A 20,473-nucleotide genomic window follows, 5' to 3' on the forward strand; every position below is an offset into this window, starting at 1 on the left:
TGTGCATAATGTCTTCGCTTGGGAAGAGCGCGCTCTTTATCGACGGCTCCAATTTCCATGCCACCGCCAAGGCGCTCGGCTTCGAGATCGACTACAGACGCCTGCTCAGTGAATTTCAAAGCCGAGCTACGCTGTTACGGGCCTTCTACTACACGACCATCATCGAGGATCAGGAATATTCGTCGATCCGCCCCTTGATCGATTGGCTCGACTACAACGGCTTCACCGTCGTCACCAAACTCGCCAAGGAGTTCGTCGACCCCGCTACCGGCCGCCGCAAGGTGAAGGGCAGCATGGATGTGGACCTCGCCGTAAGCGCGATGGAGCTTGCCCAGCACGTCGATCAGATCGTGTTGTGCTCGGGCGATGGGGATTTCCGTTCGCTGGTCGAAGCCTTGCAACGCCGCGGCGTCCGCGTGACCGTCGTCTCCACACTTTCCACTCAGCCGCCCATGATCGCCGACGACCTGCGCCGGCAGGCGGACATATTCATCGATCTGGTGGAGTTGAAACCAAAAGTGGGGCGCGATCCACCCGATCGACCGGTATCGCGCGAAATGCGGCAGCCACCGCAATTCCTCGCGCGCGGAACGATCAGGCGCGACGACCGGGTGGAATGATCGGAGGACGGCCGCCCGGCACCTCACACGTCGAAGAACACCGTCTCCTCCGGCCCCTGCAGATTGATCGTGAAGGAATACACGATCTTGCCGGCGCGCTCGCTGCGGGTTGCGATCAATGTCTTGCGGCGCACCGGCTGCTCGATGAGGTTGAGCACGGGATCGGCGGCGTTGGCCGCCTCTTCGTCCGAGAAATAGAGCCGCGTGTTGAGGCCGATGTTGATTCCGCGGGCGACGATCCAGAGGTTGACGTGCGGCGCGCATTTGCGCCCCGTCCTGTCGGTGATCGCGCCCGGCTTGATGGTCTCGAAAGTGACGAGGCCGCTGTCGAAGTCGGATCCGGAGCGGCCCCAGCCGCGAAACTCGTCCTCCAGCGCGCCGGCCGAGCGATCGGCGGGATGGTTGTAGCGGCCGGCCGCATTGGCTTGCCAGATCTCCAGCAGCACGTCGCGCAACGGCGTGCCGGTGCCGTCGAGCACCTTGCCCTCCAGCGTGATGCGCTCGCCTTTGGTGTTCGGCGTCACCAGGACGTTGGAGAAGTTCTTCTCGAAGATGTCGAAGCCGGCCATGGCCGGGATCAGGCCGATATGGACGTAGGGCCCGGCGGTCTGCGAGGCGGTTTCCTTGAGATAATTGAGCGGCTGCGGCATGGGCTCTAGTTCCCTGCTGTGCGGTTTTCGAAATAGGTGGAGCGCTGGCCGCGCAGCACGATGTCGAAGCGGTAGGCGAGCGAGTCGAACGGCGTCGAGGCGTTGAGGTCGAGCGGCGCCATGAGGCGGTCGAGCGCGTCCTTGTCCGGGATCGTCGTCAGGATCGGACAGACCGGGATCAGCGGATCGCCTTCGAAATACATCTGCGTGATCAGCCGCTGCGCAAAGCCCGAGCCGAACACCGAGAAGTGGATATGGGCGGGGCGCCAGCTGTTGACGTAATTGCGCCAGGGATAGGGGCCCGGCTTCACGGTGCGGAAGTAATAGTAGCCGGTGTCGTCGGTGAGCGCGCGGCCGCAACCGCCGAAATTCGGATCGATCGGCGCCAGATAGGTGTCCTTCTTGTGCCGGTAGCGGCCGCCGGCATTGGCCTGCCAGAACTCGACCAGCGTGTTCGGAACGCCCCGGCCGGTCTCGTCCAGCACGCGGCCGTGGACGATGATGCGCTCGCCGACGGGATCGCCGTCCTTGGCGTAGTTGCGGATCAAATCATTGTCGAGCGGGCCGAGATCGTTGTGGCCGAACACCGGCCCCGTGATCTCCGAGATCGAGTTCTCCAAGGACAGCAGCGACTGGCGCGGCGAGCGCAGCACCGAGGACTTGTAGCCTGGCGCATGCGCCGGCGGATGGATCGCGCGGTCGCGCTGGAAGAAGCCGCCGTCGCCGAGCGGCGGCGTCAAGGGCTCGGGACGATTAAGGCGGGGATCCCGCAAGGCTGGCGCCTGGGCATTCATCGGCGTTGTCTCTCCCTGGGAGCCCGGGGTCGGGCGGCTTATCGGGAGAGCATGAGCCAGCCTATTCTCAAGATAAATAGATGAATTATAATGAATTGCATGAAGGAAATCGATCATTTGGCCCTCGACGGCCATGCCCTCGAGCTGTTCCTGGCGGTGCTGGAGGAAGGCTCGGTGACGGCGGCAGCGACGCGGCTCGGCCTCACCCAGTCTGCCGTCAGCCACGGGTTGAACAAGCTGCGGCGGATTGCCGGCGATCCGCTGTTCGCCAAATCCGGCCGTGGCATCGTTGCGACGGCCCATGCGCAGGCACTGGCCGGCAAGGCACGCGCGCTGATCGACGAGATGCGCAGCTTTGCCGGTGGTGTCAGCTTCGCGCCGGAGGAGGCTCAGCTGTCGCTGACGATCGCCGCCAACGACTTCCAGCGCGACCTGCTGTTGCCGCGGTTCTTCGATCACGTCGCCGCACAAGTGAAGAGCCTGAACCTGCGCGTGATCCCCTCGCAATCGCCCTCGCCCGCGATGCTGCGCGAAAACCGCTGCTACCTCCTGATCACGCCGCTGCCGCCGTCGGGCGTCGACATCGTGCAGAAGCGGCTGCTGAGGGATCACTACGTCTGCTACTACGATCCCAAAGCGCGCGCCGCGCCGGCCAGCCGCAATGCCTATCTCGCGGCGCGTCACATCACCGTGGTCTATACCGACAATGAGCGGCTCGACTTCGACCGCCGGCTGGCAGCGAACGGGCTCCACCGCGACATCGCGATCTCCGTGCCGAGCTTCTCAGGCGTGCCGTCGTTCCTGCGCGCCTCACAGATGCTGGCGAGCATGCCGAGCCTGCTCGCGTCCGGCGTAATGCGCGGCTTTGCGCAAACACCGATCCCACTGGCGTCCCGCACGAAGACCCTGGCCGAGCTGCCGATGTTCATGGTCTGGCACCAGCGCTACCAGAAAGACCCGGCCCACCGCTGGGTCAGGAGCCAGCTCGAGGCCGTCGCGGCGATGGCCGCCACGTTCTGACCTGCCGTTCTCATGCCCTGATAGCAGGCGCCGCGCTCCGCAAGACTGCCCTTCCCAAACCCACTGGTTGCGCAGGGGGAGCCGCGCTAAAATCCCCCCATGACAGTGACTGACATTGCGAACCGGACCTACAATCACAGCTGGCGGCTGGATCCCATTATCCGCAGCCTGCTCGATACCGACTTCTACAAACTATTGATGTTGCAGATGATTCGGGAGGATTACCCGAGTCAGAATGTGACCTTCTCGGTCATCAACCGCTCGCGCCATGTGCGCCTTGCCGAGATCATCGACGAGGGCGAGCTGCGCGCCCAGCTCGACCATGCCCGCACCATCCGCTTCACCAAGAAGGAGCTGATCTGGCTGGCCGGCAACACCTTCTACGGCAAGACCCATATGTTCTCGGCGGATTTCATCCGCTGGCTGGCGGAATTCCGCCTTCCCGAATACGAGCTGCGCAAGGTCGAGGGCCAGTACGAGCTGCATTTCCACGGGCCCTGGACCCACACCACGATGTGGGAGATTCCGGCGCTTGCGATCCTCAACGAGCTGCGTTCGCGTGCGGCCATGAAGGGCCGCGGCCGCTTCGAGCTCGACGTGCTCTACGCCCGTGCCAAGGCCAAGCTTTGGACCAAGGTGGAGCGGCTGCGCAAGCTCGAGAATCTGCGGCTGTCCGACTTCGGCACCCGCCGCCGTCACGGCTTCCTGTGGCAACGCTGGTGCGTCGAGGCGGTGAAGGAAGGCCTGGGATCGTCCTTCATCGGCACCTCCAACGTGCTGCTCGCGATGGACAACGATCTCGAAGCCATCGGCACCAACGCGCATGAGCTGCCGATGGTCGCGGCCGCGCTCGCCAGGGACGACGAGGAATTGCGCTGGGCGCCTTACCGCATTCTCGACCAGTGGCGTCAGACTTACGGCGGCAACCTCCTGATCGCGCTGCCCGACGCCTTCGGTACCAGGACCTTCCTCCGCGATGCACCGGAATGGGTCGCCGATTGGACCGGCTTCCGCCCCGACAGCGCGCCGCCGATCCAGGCTGGGGAGGAGATCATCGCCTGGTGGCAGAAGCAGGGTCGCAACCCCAAGGACAAGCTGCTCGTCTTCTCCGACGCGATGGACGTCGGCTCGATCGAGGACACCTATCGCCACTTCGCAGGGCGCGTGCGGCTCTCCTTTGGCTGGGGCACCAACCTCACCAACGATTTCGTCGGCTGCACGCCGGACGGCTCGATCAGCCTCGATCCGATCTCGCTGGTCTGCAAGGTCTCATCAGTCGACGGCCGTCCGGCCGTCAAGCTCTCCGACAATCCGGAGAAGGCGACCGGCCTGCCCTCGGAAATCGAGCGTTATCTGCGGGTGTTCGGCGACGCCGGTCGCGTACGCAAGCCGGTGCTGGTGTAGGACATACGTCCACGGAGAGCGTGTAGCGCCCGTCCGCCGCTACGTCGTCATTGCGAAGAGCTCTTGCGACGAAGCAATCCAGAATGATGCCGCGGAGGCAGGCTGGATTGCTTCGCTGCGCTCGCAATAACAAGGCATTGGTTCGCGATATCACATCAGCTCCGATTTCGCGGCATTTGAAACGATCTGCGCGCATCCACGTCACATTACCTTCACCCTCCGTCACAATCCCTCGCACTTTTCAGGTCCAGTTAAGCAACCATCTCGTCTACTTTGCGTTGCAGGCGCAACGCCCCTGCCGGGCGCGTCGATCGACTTGGGGACTGGTGTGTTTCGCAGAACAGCGGCGTCGGCGGAGGGCGGCAACCTCCTTCACGTCATCAAGCTCGTCTCGCCTTTCGTGATGGTCGTCGTCCTGCAGGCGGCGATCGCCGGATTCAGTCTCGAGGTGATGTCGTCGGTCCGCGCCTATGTCGCCGGCGAAGCACTCTGGTCGCGCTCGCAGAAGAACGCGGTCTACTTCCTCAATCTCTATCTGCATTCGGGCGAACCGAGCCAGTTCGCGCAATATCAGGCTTCACTCGCCGTCCCCATCGGCGACGAGTTCGCGCGCTGGGCGCTGGAACGCGATCCGGTCGACGTCGAGGCCGCCCGCGTCGGCTTTCTCCAAGGCGGCAACCATCCCGATGACGTCCCGGGACTGATCTGGCTGTTTCGCTATTTCAATCGCGTCAGCTTCCTCCAGGACGCGATCAGGGAATGGACCGCCACCGATCCCATGCTGCTGGAGCTCAGCGTGTTCGGCGAGGTCATCCGATCCGAGCTGAAGAAAGGTCCCATTCAGGACGACGACCGCCTGCAATTCCTGTCGTCGCGGCTATCGGAGCTCAATGCCCAGTTCACGGTGCACGCCAAGCAATTCTCCACCGTCCTCGGCGAAGGATCCCGGGCGATCAAGCTGACGCTGACGGGCATCAACATCCTCACGGCTGCGGCGCTGATCCTGCTCCTGATCTGGCATACGCGGCGCCTGGTGCGGCAACGGCAGACCTTCGAAGACGCCTTGCATGCCGAGAAGGAGCGCCTGGCCTGGCAGGCATCGCATGATTGGTTGACCGGCCTCTCCAACCGCCGCGCCTTCGAGGCGCGCCTGCAAGCCGAGCTGGACAATGCCGCGGCGGGTGCGCTCGCCCTCATCCTGCTCGACCTCGACCAGTTCAAGAGCGTCAACGACAGTTGCGGCCACCTCGCCGGCGACCGCCTGCTCTGCCAGGTCTCGCGCCTGCTGCAGCAGGACCGGCATGCGCATGATCTGGGGGCCCGGCTCGGCGGCGACGAATTCGGCCTGATCCTGCCGCGATGCTCGCCCTTCGATGCCGTCGACATCGCCGAGCGTCTGCGCCGGTCGCTGGAGCTGTTCAATTTCGCGTGGGACGACCGTTGCTTTGCCGTGACCGCCAGCATCGGCGTCGCCTGCATCGCCGACGGCAACATCACGCTCGAGGATGCGATGCGACGCGCGGATGCGGCCTGCTACCGCGCCAAGGAAAAGGGCCGCAACCGCGTTCAGGTCGAGAACGGGCGATCGGACGTTGTCGTCGTTGCGCCACGCCCGCGCGAAGCGGTCGCTGCACGAGGGTAATGGCATCGTCACCGCAGGGGCAGAATTCCAAGTCCTGCGAGATGGGTGTCGACGAATTGTTCGATCTGCTGGCGCAGCATCTGCGACGGCACGGCCACCATGCGCTCCTCGAGGCCGAGCGAGATGATGCCATGCACGGCGGAAAACAGCGTGCGCGACAGCAGCGCAATCTTCACGTCGTCCGCATCCGGCAATATCCGCACCAGGGGCGGATGCATCAGCGCGAACGCATCCATCACCATCTGGAGGATGTCGTCCGGATAGGGGCGATCGTCCTCCATCCGATGCTCGAACAGGGAGCGCAGCAAATTGGCGTGCGCGGCGAAGAAGTCGAGATAAGTCTCGGCGAGCCCATAGAGCTGGCGAACCGGATCCTCGGCAGGAACACCACGGAGGCGGGCCGTGAGCGCCTGAACCGTTTCCCGGTTCACTGTCAGAATGACCCCGTCGAAGTCGCCAAACTCGTTATAGACGCTGCCGACCGAGCAGCCGGCAGCCTCGGCAACATCCCGAACCTTCAACGATCTCAGCCCCTTAGCTGAGATGATGCCGCGGGCAATTTCGACGATCTGGAGCCGGCGCCGAAATTTTTTCTGGTCGCGCAGCGATTCTTCTTGAACATTGTTCATTTTCAGGCTACTCATGTGAACATTGTTCAATCTAACCCGGAGACCTGGAAAATGCAAACCCTTGCTGTCGATATCGCCACCACCTTCGTCGATGACGCCGCCGCCCTCGTCGCCGGCTTTGGCCGGGCCCTGCTGCGGCTGGCCATGGCCCCGGTCAATCGCATCGCCAACGCCTGCGACGTTGCCGGTGTGCTCGCCGAACGCCGGGCGACTCTTCGGATGTGGCGGGCGAGCCGTGCCCGTGCCCGTCACGAGGGCCGCCGGTTCAGCCTGCTCGGCCGCTTCTCGCCGTTTCGCCACCTCGCCCATCTCACCTGAGGCGCGCACGCGGGTCGGCTCGAATGCAAGCGCCGGCTGCAAGGATGGACTTAACCATGTCCGGACGGGCGTGGCCGATCCGGCGGATTTCGACGATGCGGTTCAGTCTTTCCTTCATCGCCCGGCGCCATATCCGGGCGAGCGAGGCCGCTCCGCCCGGCCTCGACCGGATATTTGCGAACCTAACGATGCCGATTGGAGACCAACAGGATCGGAGGAACCGAGGGGACAGAGCAGGCCAGCAACTTCGTTGCCGCGCAATCGTTCGCCCTATGCTTCCGGTCGTGACGTTTCACAGACAACGTAACAACCTCAGTCTGCCTTGCCAAAACAGGACCAGTCATGATCAGGGAATTGATGTCGTCACGCCGCTTTGCGCCGCTGTTCTGGGCGCAATTCTTCTCGGCGCTCAATGACAACGTGCTCAAGAATGCGCTCGTCATCATCCTGCTCTACAGCGCGGCAACGAGCCACGGCGATGCGCTGGTGACGGTGGCAGGCGCCGTCTTCATCTTCCCCTACTTCATCCTGTCCGGGCTCGGCGGCCAGCTCGCCGACAAATACGTCAAATCCGTGGTCGCAAGGCGGCTCAAATTCGTCGAGATCTTTGCAGCTTGCTTCGCCGCTGCCGGCTTCTTCCTGCATTCGGTACCGCTGCTGTTCGCAGCGCTCGCGCTGTTCGGCACCATCGCCGCGCTGTTCGGCCCGGTGAAATACGCGATGCTGCCGGACCAGCTCGAGCTCGGCGAACTCGCGACCGGCAACGCGCTGGTCGAAGGCGCGACCTTCATGGCGATCCTGCTCGGCACCGTCGCCGGCGGCCAGTTCGTCGCCGGCTCCGCGCATATGGGCTGGGTCGCATCCGCCGTGGTCGTGCTAGCCGTATTGTCCTGGGCGTTCGCGTCCCGCATTCCGCAGACGACGCCCTCCGCGCCTGAGCTGCCCGTCGACGCCAATCCCTGGACCTCGACGGTAAGCCTGCTCAGGACGCTTCGTGCCGACCATCGCCTTTGGGACGGCACCGTGATCGTTTCCTGGTTCTGGCTGGTCGGCGCCATCGTGCTGTCGCTGCTGCCGGCGCTGATCAAGGACGTCGTCGGCGGCACCGAGGGCGTCGTGACGCTGTGCCTTGCCATCTTCGCGATCGGCATCGCCATCGGCTCGCTGTTTGCCGCCAGCCTCAGCCACGTTCGCCCGAACCTCGCGCTGGTGCCGATCGGCGCCATCATCATGGGCTTTGCCGGCCTCGATCTCGCCTGGGCCATCGGCGTCACCGCAAAGGGGCACGAGATCACCGCGCTCGGCTTCGCGACTTCGTTCGGTGGCCTGCGCATGCTGGCCGACTTCGTCGCCTTCGCGTTCGGCGGCGGCCTGTTCGTCGTGCCGTCCTTTGCCGCGGTCCAGGCCTGGTCGCAACCTTCCGAACGCGCCCGCATCATCGCCGCCGGCAACGTGCTGCAGGCCGCCTTCATGGTGGTCGGCTCGCTGTTCGTGGCGCTGTTGCAGGCGGCCGGTCTGCATATCGGCTGGATCTTCTTCGGCCTCGGCGTCGCCAGCTTCGGCGCGGTGTGGTTCGTGCTGACCAAGTGGGGCAAGGAAGGCGTGCGCGATGCCGGCGGGCTTCTGTTCCGCGCCCTGTTCCGTACCGAGGTGCGCGGCCTCGAAAACCTGCCGCCTCCGGGCACGCGCATGCTGATCGCGCCGAACCATGTCAGCCTGATCGACGGCCCGCTGCTGCACGCCGTGCTGCCGATCGACGCGAGCTTTGCGGTCGACACCGGCATCGCCAAGGCCTGGTGGGCCAAGCCGTTCCTGCGCGCCGTCAAGCACTACACTATGGACCCGAGCAAGCCGCTGGCCGCGCGCGACCTGATCAAGCTCGTCGCCGCTGGCGAGCCCGTCGTGATCTTCCCGGAGGGACGGATCACCGTCTCGGGATCGCTGATGAAGGTGTATGACGGCACCGCGATGATCGCGGACAAGGCTGACGCCGTGGTCGTGCCGGTCCGGATCGAAGGCGCGCAGCGCTCCTATCTCAGCTATCTCAACTCCAGCCAGATCAAGCGGTCCTGGTTTCCGCGCGTGACGGTCACGATCCTACCGCCGGTCAAGCTTCCGGTCGACGAAACGCTGAAGGGCAAGGCCCGCCGCAACGCCGCCGGTGCCGCGCTGCAGGACGTCATGATCGACGCCCTCGTCAAGAACGCCATGCTCGATCACACGCTGTTCGAAGCCCTCGGACACGCCTATCGCGACCGCGACACCGGCAAGGTCATCATCGAGGACGCGCTCGGCACCAAGCTGACTTATCGCAAGCTGATCCTCGGCGCGCAGGTCCTGAGCCGCAAGCTCGAGAACGGCACCGCAACCGGCGAGAATGTCGGCGTGCTGCTGCCGAACTCCGCGGGCGTCGCCGTCGTCTTCATGGCGCTGCAGAACAGCGGCCGGGTGCCGGCGATGCTCAATTTCTCGGCCGGTCCGGTCAACGTGCTCGCCGCCATGAAGGCCGCGCAGGTCAAGACCGTGCTGACGTCGAAGGCCTTCATCGAGAAAGGCAAGCTCGACAAGCTGATGACTGCGATCTCCGCGGAGGCACGCGTCGTCTATCTCGAGGACGTCCGCGCCTCGATCGGCATCGCCGACAAGATCAAGGGCCTGCTCGCGGGCACGGCGCCGCGCGTGCCCCGCCAGGCCAACGATCCCGCCGTCGTGCTGTTCACGTCGGGCTCGGAAGGTACGCCCAAGGGCGTGGTGCTGTCCCACCGCAACATCCTCGCCAACGCGGCGCAGGCGCTGGCGCGGGTCGATGCCAATGCCAACGACAAGGTGTTCAACGTGTTGCCGGTGTTCCACTCGTTTGGACTCACGGGCGGAATGATGATGCCGATGCTGGCGGGCATTCCGATCTACATGTATCCCTCGCCGCTGCACTACCGGATCGTGCCCGAACTGATCTACCAGACCGGCGCTACGATCCTGTTCGGCACGGATACGTTCCTGACCGGCTATGCGCGCTCGGCGCACGCTTACGACTTCCGCACCCTGCGCCTCGTCATCGCCGGCGCCGAGGCGGTCAAGGACCGCACGCGGCAGGTCTTCATGGAGCGCTACGGCATTCGCATCCTCGAAGGCTATGGCGTCACCGAGACGGCGCCGGTGCTGGCGATGAACACGCCGATGGCCAACCGTCCCGGCACCGTCGGGCGTCTCTCGCCGCTGATGGAAAGCCGCCTCGATCCGATCCCCGGCATCGAGGAAGGCGGACGCCTCTCGGTGCGCGGCCCGAACGTGATGCTCGGCTACCTCAGGGCCGAAAATCCCGGCGTGCTCGAAAAGCTCCCCGACGGCTGGCACGACACCGGCGACATCGTTTCGATCGACTCGGCCGGCTTCATCACCATCAAGGGCCGCGCCAAGCGCTTTGCCAAGATCGCGGGCGAAATGGTCTCGCTGTCGGCGGTCGAAGCCATCGCGACGGCGTTGTGGCCGCAGGCCGCATCGATCGCCGTGTCGATCCCCGACCAGCGCAAGGGCGAGCGCATCGTGCTGCTGACGACGGAGAAGAATGCCGAGCGCAGCGCGATGCAGGCCCAGGCCAAGGCGATCGGCGCCTCCGAGCTGACCGTGCCCGCTGCGATCATGGTGGTCGACAAGGTGCCGCTGCTCGGCACCGGCAAGACCGACTATGTCACGGCCACGACGATGGCCCGCGAGCAGGGATCTCCGCCCGAGCGCGAGGTGGCGTGAGAGGTTGCGAGACGGTCGGCGCGCGGGTCACGCCGCCGTCCGCCGCTCCTGCGCGTAGCGCACCAGCGCGGCGAAGCGATAAAGGCCGTGCACGAACTTGCCGTAGGGCATGGTGATGAACAACGCGAACACGGCGCCGAGATGCAGCGCCAGCAGCGGTCCCATCGCGGCGGTCTCGCGCAGCACCAGCAGCAGCATGCCGGTGAGGCCGGTCAGGAACAGCATGGCGATGAAGCCGACGTCCATGCCGTAGCTGTATTCGTCGAGCAGCGCGGGATCGCGCCGCATCTTGGCGGCGAACAGGCCGATCGGCCCGACGATCAGGCCGATGCCGCCGAGCGTGCCGAGCACCACGGGCAGGTCCCACCACGGATACGGCGCCTCGCGGCCGAGCAGATAGTGATAGAGCGTCGCCACCGAGGTCGCTGCAAAGCATAGGAGGAAGCCGTAGAAGGTCAGGTGGTGATAGAGCTTACGCCGGTCGGTCGGCTTGTCGTCCTCGTTGTAGCAGGCGACGCCACCGCCATGGAGATAGCGCAACTCGCTGGCGTCGCGGATCGCCTGAAAGATCGAGCCACCGTCGGCGCGGCCGCCGATCGGCGGGCTGATGTCGCGCCAGAAGGCACGCACGCTCATGACGAGGGCGAGGATCGCGTAGAGGAATGCGGCGCCAAACAGCGCGACCATCGCGTTGTGCGGCATTAGCTTGTAGAAGGCGCCGGGCCCGGTGTGCACGCCGAACAGCACGCCGCGGTCATTCAAGGCGGCAAAGCCGAGAATGAAGATCGCCATGCTGAGCGCGGCGGTGAGGCTGATGACGAGGCCGTTGCGCGCGAAGGCGCCGGATAGCGGCCGCGGCCAGGCATAGGCCGCATAGGACTCCGCGCGCGCAACCGCCAACGTCTTCGGGACGTTGACGTTGAATTCGTGCGGCGGCGAGAACTGGCAGTCGACGTAGCAGGCGCCGCAGGAATGGCAGAGATTGGCGAGATAGTTGAGATCGCCGTCGGAGAAGGCGCGCCGCATCTCCATGGCCGGAAACACCGCGCACAGGCCCTCGCAATAGCGGCAGGAATTGCAGACCGTCATCAGACGGTCGGCTTCGTCGAGAATCCTAGTTCCGTGCATGTTTCGCCGCTTCCCGTCCTGCGATCCGCCCGAACACGCTGCCGATCGTCATGCCCATGCCGGCCGCATAGCCCTTGCCGAGCACATTGCCGGCCATGATCTCGCCGGCCGCGAACATGTTGGCGGACGGCTTGCCGTCCTTCATCAGCATTCGCGCCTCCTTGTTCACGCGCGTGCCGAGGTAGGTGAAGGTGATGCCGGGCCGCACCGGATAAGCGAGAAAAGGCGGCGTCTCGATCCGGCGCGCCCAATGCGTCTTGGGCGGCGTGATGCCCTCCGTCACGCAATCATCCAGAATGGTGTGGTCGAAGGTCCCGGGCCGCACCGCGGCGTTGAACTCGGTGATGGTCTGTTCCAGCGCGGCCGGATCGAGCGCGAGCTTGCCGGCGAGCTCCGCGATCGTCTGCCCGGCGATCGGCGGAAACAACGTCGGCATGAAGCTGGTCACGACGGTGGAATCGAAGATGATGTAGGCGATCTGGTCGGGCTGCGCCGCGACCAGCCGGCCCCAGATCGCGTAGCGCTTCGGCCAGATGTCCTCGCCCTCGTCGTAGAATCGCTGCGCGTGCTTGTTGACGACGATGCCGAACACCACGGAGTCGTGCCGCGTGATGATGCCGCCGTCGAATTTCGGCGCGCGGGCATCGATCGCGACCGCATGACACTGCGTGGGATCGCCGACCTCCTGCACGCCCTTGTCGAGCAGCATCTTCAGGATCGAGCCGCGGTTATAGGGCGTGCCGCGGATCAGGAAGTTGTCGGCGGCCTCGCCCCAATATTGCTTCAGCCATTCGATGTTGGCCTCGAACCCGCCGGCGGCGGCGACCAATGACGTCGCGCGGATCTCGGTCTCACCCCTGACCGGCCGCTGGAGGCGCGCGGCGAGGAACATGCCGTCCTCGATCACGAGATCGACGACTTCGGCGTCGTATTCGACGTCGACACCGAGCCGCTCCGCGGTGAGATAAAGCGCGTTCAGCATCGCCCGCCCGCCGCCCAGGAAGAAGGAGTTGGTGCGGCCGAGGCTCAGCGTGCCGCCGAGCGAGGGCTGCCAGCGCACACCCTGCTCCACGATCCAGTTCAGGATGTCCTTGGATTCGCGGATCATATGTCGGGCGAGCACCTCGTCGGTCTGCCCGCCGGTGACGCGCAGCAGATCCTCCCAGAATTCCTCCTCGGTGTAGGGGCCGGTCAGGATTTCGGTCGCCGCATCATGGGCGCAGCGCATGTTGCGGGTGTGGCGGGTGTTGCCGCCGCGATAGAATTTCGGCGCGCCTTCGAGCACGAGCACCGAGGCGCCGCCGCGCCGCGCGCTGATCGCCGCGCACAGGGCGGCGTTGCCGCCGCCGATCACCAGCACGTCGTATTTGCTGCTCATCCCGTCTGCCCGATGCGGCCAAATTAGAGACATTCTTCCAGCGGGGCCTCGATCGCGCCGATCGGCCATTGCGCACCTTTGTATACAAAGATATACATCAGCTACGCAAGCGGCATCTCTGCATGGGCAGGGTACGCATCGAGGGACAATGGCCAGGCGTCCGGCAGGCTCAAGTGGAACGATCGCGCGCGGCGGCGGCGTTGCGCTCGGCGAAGCCGTGTTCCGCTCGCTGTGCGAAGCGCTCCAGGCCGGCAGCTACCGCGCCGGCGACCGCCTTCGCGAGGAAGAGGTCGCCCAGCGGCTGAAGGTCAGTCGCACGCCGGTGCGGGAAGCGCTGGGCCGGCTCGCCGCGCGCGGCTTCGTCGCGCCTGCCGGCGGCCGCGGGCTGATCGTCCGCAATCTCGACATCTCCGAGGTGCTTGAGCTCTACGCCATGCGTGAGATCATGGAAGGCGCCGCCGCGCGCCTTGCCGCTGAGCACGCCTCACAGCCGGAGATCGACGCGCTCCGCGATATTGAGCAGGCCTTTGTCGAGGCATCCGCGACGGATGCCGCCGAGATGGCAAAAGAAATGGCAAGGCTCAACCGCGCCTTCCACGAGGCCATCTGCCGCGCAGCGCGCAACCGCTATCTCGACAACGCCTCGCGGGAATTGCAGGACTGGATCGCCCTGCTCGGCCCGACCACCTTCACGGTGGCGGGACGCTCGACGACCAGCCACGGCGAGCATCGGAAGATCCTCGATGCGATCGCCACCCGCAACGGCGACAAGGCGGAGCAGCTCGCGCGTGCACACATCCGCGAAGCTCTCCGCTGCCGGCTGAAACTGTTGCAGAAGCAGTAAGTCGTCTGCCCGATCACGCCTCGAACACTCGCGTCAGCAGCCAATAGCCGCCGAGCAGACCGATCATTGCGGAGATGGCATAGACCAGCCTTGCCGCTCGTGCCGGCTTCTCTCGGCCGGCCGCAGTCACGCGGTCCAGCAGGCCAAGTACCGGCAACATCAGCGCGACGATCGCGATCTGCCCGATCTCGACGCCGACATTGAAGGCGGCCAGCGCCGGAACGATCGCATTGGGCGGCAGGCCGATCTCGCGCAGCACACCGGCGAAGCCGAAGCCGTGGATCAAGCCGAACAGAAAAGCCACCCGCCAGCGCCGGTCGACATCGCGCGAAAAGAAGTTCTCGACCGCGACGAAGACGATCGAAGCCGCAATCGCGGGCTCCACGATGCGGCTCGGGATGACCAGGATGTTCAGGGCCGCCAGCGACAGGGTGATCGAGTGAGCGATGGTGAAGGCGGTCACGATCTTGACGACCGGCAAGAGCCGCCGTGCCCACAAGACAATCGCGACCAGGAATGCGACGTGATCGTAACCGAGGAAGATATGCTCGACGCCGGTGACGAGATAACGCTGCATCGTCGAGAACAGCGACGGCGGCGCCGTCGAGAGGGTCACCGTCGTGTTGTCGGCGTCGAGCAAGGCCTGTGTCTCGGACCTGCCCTGCGCGATCAGCACCACCTGCCGCGCCGCCCTGTCTTTCTCCGTCAGCACGGTGGAGCGATAGATGATATCGCCGGCAGCGTCGGCACAAGCAAAGCTGTTGCGGTAGACGATGCCGTCACCATCCGCCAGGATCGCTGCATTTCCGGCGGAGCAGGCCCTGGCACCTCCTGTAACAGCCAGATGCGTGACCATATAGGCGAGGATCGCGGGCTTGGCCGCTTCGACGGCGGCGGGATCGACCGCGTCCCGTTTCGGATCATAGATCTTCGTACCGATCAGGCGATCGACATCGCTGCCCTTCAACCCGAGCTCGACGCTCACCGAGCGATCAGGGCTCAGCCCCACGCGCGCGGTGACGAGATTGACCTCATGTGCCTCTGCCGGAAACGCGAGGCCGAGCAGCACCGCGAGCCACGCCAGAAGCGGCCACCTCATGATCCCGTCCCATCGCCTTCAAGCCAGCACATCCGCCACGATCGCCTTAAGAACATCCCGCACATCGGTGGGCTTGAGCCGGACCTGCAGGCCGCGCTGGCCTCCATTGAGATAGACGAGATCATGCGCAAGCGCGCTCTGCTCGATCACGGTGCGCACAGGCTTGCGCTGCCCGAACGGGCTGATGCCGCCGACCTTGTAGCCGGTGACGCGCTCGGCCTCGGGCGGCTTCATCATCTGCGCCGACTTGCCGCTCGCCGCCGCCGCCAGCTTCTTCATCGAGACTTCCTGGTCGGACGGCACGACCACGCAGACCGGCTTGCCGTCGACTAGCGCCATTAGCGTCTTCAGGACGCGCGCCGGGTCCTCGCCGAGCGCGGCCGCCGCCTGGAGCCCGATGCTCTCGGCGTCGGGGTCATAGTCGTAGGTGTGAACCGTGAAAGCAACACCGGCGGCCGTGAGTGCGCGTGTCGCGGGGGTGACTTTGGACATGAACGGTATTTACCACCGTCATTGCGAGGAGCGAAGCAACGAAGCAATCCAGAATCTTGCCGCGGAGGCAGTCTGGATTGCTTCGCGGAGCCTGTCATCGGGGCCGCGCTTCGCGCGGACCCGGTGGCTCGCAATGACGGTGTGGGTGGAAATTTCCCGCCACACTCCAGCCGTCGTTCCCGGCGAAGCCTACTCCGCCGCGTCCTGCATCACGGCGCGCTCGGCCCGCGCCGCGCAGAACTTGAACTCCGGGATCTTGCCGAACGGGTCCAGTGCCGGGTTGGTGAGCAGGTTCGCTGCCGCCTCGGCGTAGCAGAACGGCATGAACACCATGTTCTCCGGCACGTCGCGGTCGGAGCGGACCTTGACCTCGACGGCGCCACGGCGGGTCTCCAGGCGAATGAAATCGCCGGGCACCAGCTTCTTGTTGCGCATGTCCTTTGGCGACATGAACGCGACCGCCTCGGGCTCGATCTGGTCGAGCACCTGGGCGCGGCGCGTCATCGAGCCGGTGTGCCAGTGCTCCAGCACGCGGCCGGTCGAGAGCACCATCGGATATTCGTCGTCGGGAATCTCGTCCGGCGGGATGACCTTGGCCGGCACGATCTTGCCGCGGCCGCTCGCGGTCGGGAAGCCCGTGGTGAAGATGATCTCGTTGCCGGGCTTGTTCGGATCGTCGACCGGATAGGTCACCGCGCCTTCGCGCACCAGCCGTTCCCAGGTGATGTTCTTCAGCGACGGCATCAGCTCTGCCATCTCGGTGAAGACGTCGCCGGGTCCGGCATAGTTCCACGGCAGGCCCATGCGCTTGCCGATCTCCTGGATGATCCAGAGATCCTGGCGCGCATCGCCGGGCGGCTTGATCACCTGACGCGCCAGCTGCACGCGGCGGTCGGTGTTGGTGAAGGAGCCGTCCTTCTCGGCGAAAGCCGAGGCCGGCAGGATCACGTCGGCGTGGAACGCAGTCTCGGTAACAAAGAGATCCTGCACCACGAGATGATCGAGCATCGCCAGCGCATGGCGCGCGTGCTGCAGATCGGGATCGGACATCGCGGGATTCTCTCCCTCGATATACATGCCCGTGATCTCGCCGGCATGGATCGCGTTCATGATCTCGACCACGGTCAGGCCGCGGACGGGGTCGAGATCCTGCTGCCAGAGCTTTTCGAAGCTGCCGCGCAGATCATCGCGCCCCACCGGCTGGTAGTCCGGCAGGAACATCGGGATCAGGCCGGCATCGGAAGCGCCTTGCACGTTGTTCTGGCCGCGCAGCGGATGCAGGCCGGTGCCGGGACGGCCGACTTGGCCGGTGATCAGCGCGAGCGCAATCAGGCAGCGTGCATTGTCGGTGCCATGGACGTGCTGGCTGATGCCCATACCCCAGAAGATGATCGACGATTTCGCGCACGCATAGGTGCGCGCCACCTCGCGCAAGGTCTGCGCCGGGACGCCGCAGATCGGCTCCATCTTCTCCGGCGTGAACTCCTTGATCTTCTCCTTGAGGTCCTCGAAACCCTCGGTGTAGCCGGCGATGTACTGGTCGTCGGTCAGGCCCTCAGTGATGATCGTGTTGATCATCGCGTTCAGCATGGCGACGTCGGAGCCGGGCTTGAACTGCAGATGCTTGGTCGCATGCCGCGACAGCGACTGCCGGCGCGGATCCATAACGAACAGTTTTGCGCCGTTCTGCTTGACCGCGTTCTTGATGAAGGTCGCCGCAACCGGATGGTTCACAGTCGGATTGGCGCCGATCACGATGATGACCTCGGCGTCCATGGCGGCAGAGAACGGTGCCGACACCGCGCCCGAGCTGAGGCCTTCGAACAGCGCCGCGACCGACGAAGCGTGGCAGAGGCGCGTGCAGTGATCGACGTTGTTGGAGCCGAAGCCGGTGCGCACCAGCTTCTGGAACAGATAGGCCTCTTCGTTCGAGCCCTTGGCCGAGCCGAAGCCGGCCAGCGCCTTCACGCCCTTCTCGTCGCGGATCTTGACGAGGCCCTTGGCGGCGATGTCGAGCGCTTCCTCCCAGCTCGCCTCGCGGAAATGCGTGAACGGATTGGCCGGATCGACCTGATCGTTCGCATCCTTCTTCGCGTTCGGCAACCGCACCAGCGGCTTCGTCAGGCGATGCGGATGGTGGATGTAGTCGAAGCCGAAGCGGCCCTTCACGCAGAGACGATTGTGATTGGCGGGGCCGTCGCGGCCTTCCGCATAGATCACCTTCTCGTCCTTGACCTCATAGGTGACCTGGCAGCCGACGCCGCAGAACGGGCAGAGCGAATCGACCTTCTTGTCGGCATAGGTGACGCGCGTCTGCTTGTCGTCGAGCATCACGGCCGGCATCAAGGCGCCGGTCGGGCAGGCCTGCACGCATTCGCCGCAGGCCACGCAGGTGGACTCGCCCATGGGGTCGTCGAAGTCGAACACGATCTTGGCGCCGGCATTGCGGTAGGCCATGCCGATGACGTCGTTGACCTGGACCTCGCGGCAGGCGCGCACGCACAGGCCGCACTGGATGCAGGCATCGAGATTGACGCGCATCGCCGGATGGCTGGCATCGGTGGCCCAGCGCTCGGCGGCTGGAAAGCGGCTCTCGGTGACGCCAGTGGTCTCGGCCCAATGCCAGAACTTCGACTCCGGATCGTGGCTGGTCTCGCGCGCCGGCTGGTCTGCGACCAGCAGCTCCATCACCATCTTCTGCGCAGCAGTCGCGCGAGCGCTCTCGGTCTTCACCTTCATGCCGACTGACGGCGTGCGCTTGCAGGACGCGGCGAGCACGCGCTCGCCCTCGATCTCGACCATGCAGGCGCGGCAATTGCCGTCGGGGCGATAGTCCGGCGCCGGCGAATAGCAGAGGTGCGGAATGTCGCGGCCCTGGCGCTTTGCGACCTGCCAGATGGTCTCGCCGGGCTTGGCCTCGACCTGCTTGCCGTCGAGTTCGAACGTAATCTTGGTCATTCGGCCGCTTCCTTGAACTCGTCAGGGAAATATTTGATCACGGAAGACAGCGGATTCGATGCCGCCTGTCCGAGCCCGCAGATCGAGGCATCGCGCATCGCCTGGCTCAATTCTTCCAGCAAGGCACGGTTCCAGACCGGCCTTTGCATCAGCAGCGCCGCCTTCTGGGTACCGACGCGGCACGGCGTGCACTGGCCGCAGCTCTCGTCCTCGAAGAACTTCATCAGGTTCAGTGCGGCCGACCGCACGCTGTCCTTGTGCGACAGGATCACGATCGCAGCCGAGCCGATGAAGCAGCCGTATTTCTCCAGCGTGCCGAAATCGAGCGGGATGTCGTCCATCGCTGCAGGCAAAATGCCGCCGGACGCACCGCCCGGCAGATAGGCGTAGAACTGGTGGCCGTCGGCCATGCCGCCGCAATATTCCTCGATCAGCTCGCGCACGGTGATGCCCGCGGGCGCGAGCTTCATGCCGGGATTCTTGACGCGGCCCGAGACCGAGAAGCTGCGCAGGCCGTGACGCTCGTGGCGGCCATGGCCCTTCCACCAATCGGCGCCCTTCTCGACGATGTCGCGCACCCACCACAGCGTCTCGATATTGTTGATCAGCGTCGGCAGGCCGAACAGGCCCACCTGGAACGGGTAAGGCGGCTTGTGCCGGGGCAGGCCGCGCTTGCCCTCGATGCTCTCCAGCAGCGAGGATTCCTCGCCGCAGATGTAGGCGCCGGCGCCGCGCCGCAGATGCAGCGTCGGGCCGCCCGACGGAAGCTTTGCGATCTCGCGCTGGAGGATCTCGCGCGAGGCCGGATATTCGTCGCGCAGATAGATGTAGACGTCGCTCGCCTGCACCACGTGGGCGCCGATCAACATGCCCTCTATGAAGCGATGCGGATCTGTTTCGAGATAATAGCGGTCCTTGAACGTGCCGGGCTCGCCCTCGTCGCCGTTGATCGCCATCAGCCGCGGCCCGGGCTCGCCCAGCACGGCGCGCCATTTACGCCCGGTGGGGAAGCCGGCGCCGCCAAGGCCGCGCAGCGAAGCGTCGTCGAGCGCTTTCAGGAGATCGTCCTTCGACAATTCGCCGGAGCGCAGACGATTGAGCAGCTTGTAGCCGCCACCGGCGAGGTAGGCATCGTACTCGGTATATCTGGGCAGATGCGCGTGCGTGTCGCCGGCCTTCGCCGCCGCCATGACGTTGGCGATTGTTGCGTGGTCGACGAAATTGTGACCGACTTCCGCGGCGGGCGCAGTATCACAACGTCCGACGCACGGCGCGCGCACGACGCGGATGCCGGGACCTGACGCGCTCTGCAGATCTTCGAGCAGCTTCTCGCCGCCAAGCATCGCGCAGGTGAGCGAATCGCAGACGCGGATCGTCAGCGGGGGAATGTCGGGCTCGCCTTCCTTCACCACGTCGAAATGCGCGTAGAAGGTCGCCGTCTCGAACACCTCGGCGAAGGCGAGCTTCATCTCGTCGGCGAGCGCAGCCAGATGCGCCGCCGAGATCTGGTGATACTTGTCCTGGATCAGGTGCAGATATTCGATCAACAGATCGCGCCGCCGCGGCCTGTCGCCGAGCAACAGCTCGATCTCGTGCGCGGCCGTGGGATCGACCTGCCGCCCCTTGGGGGTCGCCTTGGCGCGTCGGCGTCCCTCACCGGGATGCTCGAAGGAGCGGACCTTGTGCACGTCCTCGTGGCTCATCGCTTCGTCTCGATCTCGTCCTTATCAGAACTCCACTTCTATCCTCT

General features: G+C 65.1%; 16 protein-coding genes. 7 read left to right on the plus strand and 9 right to left on the minus strand.

Translation table 11 applies throughout. From position 1 onward, the window contains the following. Nucleotides 1-8 precede the first annotated feature (8 nt). Complete coding sequence (locus I6F24_RS18100) at nt 9-620, plus strand: NYN domain-containing protein (protein WP_109145102.1); 612 nt, start codon at nt 9-11, stop codon at nt 618-620. Nucleotides 621-643: 23 nt separating this feature from the next. On the opposite strand, the gene pcaG is transcribed toward I6F24_RS18100, so the two are convergent. Together pcaG and pcaH are read right to left on the minus strand one after the other, a co-directional pair. Next, entirely contained in the window at nt 644-1,270 is a 627-nt protein-coding gene (pcaG, locus tag I6F24_RS18105; RefSeq protein ID WP_225148882.1) for a protocatechuate 3,4-dioxygenase subunit alpha, read from the minus strand. Between the two features lie 5 nt (nt 1,271-1,275). Continuing rightward, the gene (gene pcaH, locus I6F24_RS18110; protein WP_225148883.1) at nt 1,276-2,064 is read right to left on the minus strand and encodes a protocatechuate 3,4-dioxygenase subunit beta; all 789 of its coding nucleotides are present in this window, start codon (nt 2,062-2,064) and stop codon (nt 1,276-1,278) included. Nucleotides 2,065-2,154: 90 nt separating this feature from the next. Here pcaH and I6F24_RS18115 point away from each other — a divergent pair, with 90 nt between their 5' ends. The 3 genes from I6F24_RS18115 to I6F24_RS18125 all read left to right on the plus strand — a co-directional run bounded on the left by I6F24_RS18115 (nt 2,155) and on the right by I6F24_RS18125 (nt 6,130). Further along, nucleotides 2,155-3,084: a LysR family transcriptional regulator gene (locus I6F24_RS18115; RefSeq protein WP_225148884.1), complete on the plus strand. Its 930-nt coding sequence runs from the start codon at nt 2,155-2,157 to the stop codon at nt 3,082-3,084. A gap of 99 nt (nt 3,085-3,183) precedes the next feature. Next, on the plus strand, nt 3,184-4,488 hold the full coding sequence (gene pncB / locus I6F24_RS18120) for a nicotinate phosphoribosyltransferase (RefSeq protein WP_225148885.1): 1,305 nt from the start codon (nt 3,184-3,186) through the stop codon (nt 4,486-4,488). 328 nt (nt 4,489-4,816) lie between these two features. After that, nucleotides 4,817-6,130 carry a GGDEF domain-containing protein gene (locus I6F24_RS18125; protein ID WP_225148886.1) on the plus strand — a complete coding sequence of 438 codons (1,314 nt, stop codon included), beginning with the start codon at nt 4,817-4,819 and terminating at the stop codon, nt 6,128-6,130. A gap of 8 nt (nt 6,131-6,138) precedes the next feature. Here the strand turns inward: I6F24_RS18125 and I6F24_RS18130 are convergent, their stop codons facing one another. Continuing rightward, nucleotides 6,139-6,759, minus strand: coding sequence for a TetR/AcrR family transcriptional regulator (locus I6F24_RS18130; RefSeq protein WP_225149384.1), 621 nt, complete (start codon nt 6,757-6,759; stop codon nt 6,139-6,141). A 51-nt stretch (nt 6,760-6,810) separates the two neighbouring features. Between I6F24_RS18130 and I6F24_RS37780 the strand changes: the two genes are divergently transcribed. Both I6F24_RS37780 and I6F24_RS18135 read left to right on the plus strand, forming a co-directional pair. Continuing rightward, nucleotides 6,811-7,077: a hypothetical protein gene (locus I6F24_RS37780; protein ID WP_074448103.1), complete on the plus strand. Its 267-nt coding sequence runs from the start codon at nt 6,811-6,813 to the stop codon at nt 7,075-7,077. A gap of 342 nt (nt 7,078-7,419) precedes the next feature. Next, complete coding sequence (locus I6F24_RS18135) at nt 7,420-10,824, plus strand: acyl-[ACP]--phospholipid O-acyltransferase (RefSeq protein ID WP_225148887.1); 3,405 nt, start codon at nt 7,420-7,422, stop codon at nt 10,822-10,824. A gap of 27 nt (nt 10,825-10,851) precedes the next feature. Here I6F24_RS18135 and tcuB read toward each other — a convergent pair whose 3' ends face one another. Together tcuB and tcuA are read right to left on the minus strand one after the other, a co-directional pair. Beyond that, the gene (tcuB, locus tag I6F24_RS18140) at nt 10,852-11,952 is read right to left on the minus strand and encodes a tricarballylate utilization 4Fe-4S protein TcuB (protein ID WP_225148888.1); all 1,101 of its coding nucleotides are present in this window, start codon (nt 11,950-11,952) and stop codon (nt 10,852-10,854) included. Then, the gene (tcuA, locus tag I6F24_RS18145; RefSeq protein WP_036026604.1) at nt 11,939-13,330 is read right to left on the minus strand and encodes an FAD-dependent tricarballylate dehydrogenase TcuA; all 1,392 of its coding nucleotides are present in this window, start codon (nt 13,328-13,330) and stop codon (nt 11,939-11,941) included. Before tcuA ends, tcuB begins: the two co-directional genes overlap by 14 nt. A 148-nt stretch (nt 13,331-13,478) precedes the next feature. On the opposite strand from tcuA, the gene I6F24_RS18150 reads away from it, so the two are divergent. Next, nucleotides 13,479-14,174, plus strand: coding sequence for a GntR family transcriptional regulator (locus I6F24_RS18150; protein WP_036026606.1), 696 nt, complete (start codon nt 13,479-13,481; stop codon nt 14,172-14,174). A gap of 13 nt (nt 14,175-14,187) precedes the next feature. Here the strand turns inward: I6F24_RS18150 and I6F24_RS18155 are convergent, their stop codons facing one another. The 4 genes from I6F24_RS18155 to I6F24_RS18170 all read right to left on the minus strand — a co-directional run bounded on the left by I6F24_RS18155 (nt 14,188) and on the right by I6F24_RS18170 (nt 20,426). Next, nucleotides 14,188-15,273, minus strand: a complete 1,086-nt coding sequence (locus tag I6F24_RS18155) for a HupE/UreJ family protein (protein ID WP_036026607.1) — start codon at nt 15,271-15,273, stop codon at nt 14,188-14,190. A gap of 18 nt (nt 15,274-15,291) precedes the next feature. After that, nucleotides 15,292-15,765 (minus strand): Cys-tRNA(Pro) deacylase, encoded by a 474-nt coding sequence (gene ybaK, locus I6F24_RS18160; protein WP_225148889.1) that lies wholly within the window; start codon nt 15,763-15,765, stop codon nt 15,292-15,294. Between the two features lie 189 nt (nt 15,766-15,954). After that, a complete protein-coding gene (fdhF, locus tag I6F24_RS18165; RefSeq protein WP_225148890.1) occupies nt 15,955-18,723 on the minus strand; it encodes a formate dehydrogenase subunit alpha in 2,769 nt (922 codons plus the stop codon). Further along, nucleotides 18,720-20,426: an NADH-ubiquinone oxidoreductase-F iron-sulfur binding region domain-containing protein gene (locus tag I6F24_RS18170; RefSeq protein ID WP_036026612.1), complete on the minus strand. Its 1,707-nt coding sequence runs from the start codon at nt 20,424-20,426 to the stop codon at nt 18,720-18,722. The genes fdhF and I6F24_RS18170 overlap by 4 nt, the downstream gene beginning before the upstream one ends. Between the last annotated feature and the right edge of the window lie 47 nt (nt 20,427-20,473).

The organism is Bradyrhizobium sp. BRP23, assembly GCF_020194135.1.
Lineage (GTDB): Bacteria > Pseudomonadota > Alphaproteobacteria > Rhizobiales > Xanthobacteraceae > Bradyrhizobium > Bradyrhizobium yuanmingense.